The sequence below is a fragment of the Agromyces albus genome, from assembly GCF_004134825.1.
Taxonomy (GTDB): Bacteria; Actinomycetota; Actinomycetes; order Actinomycetales; family Microbacteriaceae; genus Agromyces; species Agromyces albus.
The window spans coordinates 1-630 of record NZ_SDPN01000109.1; the positions used below are offsets into that span (position 1 = coordinate 1).

The following is a 630-nucleotide window of genomic DNA, read 5'->3' on the forward strand; positions in this document are numbered from 1 at the left end:
CCGCGCGCGGCGGTGGCCGCTGCCCGCTGCTGCGGGGGCGGCATCCGTCGCCTTCGGAGCCGGCGTCGGCGAGCTCGCCGCCGCGCTGCTCGCCCCCGCCTCGAGCCCGTTCGTCGTCGTCGGCTTGCTGCTCATCGATATCGCGCCGCCATGGGCGAAGGATGCCGCGATCGCCCTGTTCGGCCTGGCTGACAAGGCCGCGCTGCTCATCGGCATCGGCATGGTGGCCCTCGTGCTCGCCGCCGTGGCTGGAGTGCTCGAGCAGCGCCGGCCACCGCTCGGGCGCATCGTCATCGGCCTCTTCGGGGTCGTCGGCGCGGTCGCGGCGTCGACGCGGGCCGGGTCGTCGTTGCTCGCGATCGCTCCCTCGGCCGTCGCGGCGATCGCGGGCGTGCTGGCCCTCACCTTCCTCGTTCGACGGCTGCCGGTGACGGATGCCGCGGAGCCGGCCGCACCCGTCGAGCCCGACGCACTCGCGGCCCCCGTGGCATCCGCTCACCGCGACGACCGCACGGAACCCGCCGAGCGTACGGTACCCGCCGGAGTCGACCGTCGCCGCTTCCTCGGCTGGGCCGGCGGCGCGGCCGCCCTCGGTGCGCTCGCTGCGCTCGGCGGCTACGCGCTGCAGGC

1 pseudogene is annotated in these 630 nt (G+C 76.5%); it reads left to right on the forward strand.

Annotated features, from left to right (window positions below):
* Window positions 1-630: pseudogene (locus ESP51_RS20810) on the forward strand (molybdopterin-dependent oxidoreductase); the annotation flags it as partial.